Source organism: Oleiphilus sp. HI0123, from assembly GCF_001635315.1.
This window is the reverse complement of sequence record NZ_LWGE01001294.1, coordinates 1-3383: the sequence shown is the minus strand read 5'-3', so window position 1 is coordinate 3383 and position 3383 is coordinate 1. Positions and strand designations below refer to the sequence as shown.

General features: G+C 46.5%; 3 protein-coding genes. All 3 read right to left on the bottom strand.

Annotation, left to right across the window (positions count from 1 at the left end; translation table 11 throughout):
* A partial coding sequence (locus tag A3761_RS15645; RefSeq protein ID WP_156491883.1) for a hypothetical protein occupies window positions 1–256 on the bottom strand: 256 nt, incomplete at its 3' end.
* The gene (locus A3761_RS15640; RefSeq protein WP_068750463.1) at window positions 237–2258 is read right to left on the bottom strand and encodes a protein meaA; all 2022 of its coding nucleotides are present in this window, start codon (window positions 2256–2258) and stop codon (window positions 237–239) included. The genes A3761_RS15645 and A3761_RS15640, both read right to left, overlap by 20 nt.
* 189 nt (window positions 2259–2447) lie before the next feature.
* The coding region (locus A3761_RS15635) for an acyl-CoA dehydrogenase family protein (RefSeq protein WP_197473064.1) at window positions 2448–3383 on the bottom strand (936 nt) is incomplete at its 5' end.

Here is a 3383-nt window from a genome sequence, read left to right as displayed (position 1 = left end):
TTCCCGTTATACCCAAAACCATACCTTGTTTATTGATGCCAGATTGTTGCTTATCAAGATAAGTAACAATCTGGTGTCGGGTAACAAAGTTTTGTGTGGTATTACGCTCAAAGACCGAAATTAGTTGGGCAATGGGCCATTTCTCTAGATTGGCTGCCTGCTCTATCTGTTGCGCAACTTTTTCTGGTAGTTCTGACTCCATTTTTGCAGTCAGATCATCGAGCGAAAGGCCGGCCTTAGTTTGCTTTTTGTGCATTAATGACGTCCATGATCTCGTTCATCACAGCCATTAGGTCGAAATCCTTAGGCGTGAAAATGCGCTTAACACCCTTGTTTTGAAGAGAATCAAAGTCAGGCGTTGGAATAATTCCACCAAGTATGACGGGAATTTCATCCTTAGCATTGTTGCTTTCCAGTTCATCGAATAGCTGATCGATAATTTCATTATGTGAGCCTGATAGCAAAGAAATTCCGATTACATCGACATTCTCTTCTAATGCTGATTGAACGATATCAGCAGCGCTTAGTCGAATACCGAAATAGATGACATCGAAGCCAGCATGGCGCGCCGCGACAGCGATCATTTCCGCGCCATTTGAGTGACCATCAAGGCCTGGTTTACCAACGACAATACGTGGGCGATAGCCATTAGTTTCTATGAACTGTTCTACCTTGGCACGAACTTGTTCCAGAGTTTCTGACTCAATCGTAAGAGCCTGACCATCAACACCTGTAGGTGGACGGAACTCGCCAAAGGCTTCACGTAAGGTATCTGACCATTCGCCCGTGGTTACGCGCGCTTTTGCACATTCAATAGAGGCTGCCATCATATTTTCGCCATTTTTTGCGGCTTCAGCCAAGGCTTTTAGAGAAGCTTCTACACGGGCGGCATCGCGGCTGGTTCGTGTATTGTTTAAGGCATCAATGGTTTTCTGAGCAGCTTCAGCGTCGACCATAAATATACCGCCGTCACTGTCTCCAACGAGTGGTGATTCAATACCGTCTGTCCACTTGTTCTTACCGACCACAACTTGCTCGCCTTGAGCCAGCTTGCTCATTCGCTCGCCTTGAGAAGAAACAAGAGAAGACTTCATATAACCGGTCTTGATAGCTTCAACACAACCGCCCATATCTAGAATCTTATTAATTTCTGCAAAGGCTTGCTCTTTTAGCTCAGCTACTTTTGATTCGATAACCTTAGAGCCTTCGAATAGGTCAGGGTACTCAAGCAAGTCAGTTTCATAAGCCATAACTTGCTGAAGACGCAGTGACCACTGCTGATCCCAAGGGCGCGGAAGGGATAGAGCTTCGTTCCAGGCAGGTAGCTGAAGTGCGCGACAACGTGCGTTACGGCTAAGTGTCACGCCTAATGTTTCGATCAGAATACGCCATGCATTGTTTTCTGGCTGTTCTTCAGTCAAACCCAAAGAGTTAACCTGAACACCGTAACGGAAGCGACGGTATTTAGGGTTCTTAACACCGTAACGTTCACTGGTGATCTCATCCCACATTTCGCCAAATGCGCGCATTTTGCAGGTCTCTTCTACAAAGCGCATACCAGCGTTTACAAAGTAAGAAATTCGGCCAACGCAACGCTCAAACTCTTCTTCATTGAAGCAGTCACGTTCTTTGATTGCATCCAGAATTGTAATTGCTGTTGTCAGAGCGAAAGCGAGTTCTTGAACAGGCGTCGCGCCGGCTTCTTGAAGGTGATATGAGCAAATGTTTGAAGCATTCCATGAAGGAATGTTGTGCAAGCAGTATTCATACATGTCGACGATAATGCGAATAGAATCTTCTGGTGGGAATATGTAGGTACCACGTGCCAGGTACTCTTTGATCAAGTCATTTTGAGTCGTGCCTTTAAGCTGGCTAATATCTATGCCACGCTCTTCAGCTAAAGCAACATACAAAGATAATAACCACATGGATGTACCATTGATGGTCATCGAGGTGTTCATTTCCTCTAAAGGAATGTTATCGAATAGTACTGCCATGTCATCGAGTGAATTGATCGGCACGCCGACCTTGCCAATCTCGGGTTTCGCAATATCATGATCGGAGCTGTAACCACATTGCGTGGGGAGATCCATTGCAATACTTAAACCCGTCTGGCCTTTTGCCAGGTTATTACGGTAAAGCTCATTGGAGGCCCAAACATTGGTGTGTCCGGCGTAGGTTCTGAAAATCCACGGACGGTCTTTGCTCGGCTTATCTTCTTTATCGTAGATCAGATGCGCTTTATTTTGCTCACTCATGTTACTTCATTCCGATGTGGGTCGATTCCGAGAGTACTTGAGGCTCTGTCCTCGACACTGCATGTCGCTAGTTCAATGTTTATTAGAGATCGGTCAAAGCGTCTTTCAATAGGAAAGTTTTTGAATGATCTCTTTTAGGGTTTGCTTAGCCAGCACAACAGCTTGGCTGGCTGAGAATCAAATCGCAATCTACGCTGCGTTCTCGATTAGGGTTCTGGCAATTACTTTCAGTGCAAGAGTCTCTTCAGCACCTTCAAAGATAGAGAGTACGCGGGCATCAATCCAGTAACGGCTCACTGCTGATTCTTCTGCATAGCCCATACCTCCGTGAATCTGCAATGCCTCACGTGTTAGCCACTCAGAAGACTTACAAGCAAATAGTTTCACTAGGCTGGCTTCCATCTGGCCTTTGCCTTCATCCATCAAACGGCCTACGGCGTAGGTAAACTGGCGCGAAGCGGTCATCAAGGTCGCCATGCGAGATAGTTTGCTTAGGGTAAGCTGGTATTCACCCACAGGCTGGCCAAATACTTTACGTTCTTGTGAGTAGCTGATCGCACGCTCATAAGCGGCTTGCATGAGGCCATTTGCACGTGCAGCAGTTTGGATACGTCCACCAGAGAAACCTGCCATCGTGTAATAGAAGCCTTTACCCAGGCCTTCTTCACCACCTAACAAGTGGCTGTCTGGAACAAAGACATTATCGAAGAATACGTCGAAAGAGTGCATGCCTCGGTAACCGATTGTTGGGATTGCTTTCCCGCTTAGCTTACCGCCACCTTCTTGCTCGTATTCAAAATCATGGCCGTCGAAAGAAGGTTTTTCAACTAGGAACATGCTTAAGCCTTTGTGGCCCAAGCCTGGATCAGGGTTAGTACGCGCTAGTGTTAACAAAACGCCAGCTTTACCGCCAAAAGTACACCATGTTTTCGCGCCGTTAAGTACCCAACCACCGTCAACTTTTTCAGCTTTTAGTTTCATGCCTGCAACGTCAGAACCAAAATCTGGCTCGGTAATGGCAACTGCGCAGGATGGGTCAGCCCAAGCTAGCTTTGGCAGCCAATATTGTTTCTGTTCTTCAGTACCACCGGCCATGAGAGCTTTAGAAAGAATCTCAGGACGTGT

Bases quoted from the DNA above. Each gene is read 5' to 3' on its own strand.
- A3761_RS15640 (WP_068750463.1), bottom strand. From the start codon at position 2,258: ATGAGTGAGCAAAATAAAGCGCATCTGATCTACGATAAAGAAGATAAG.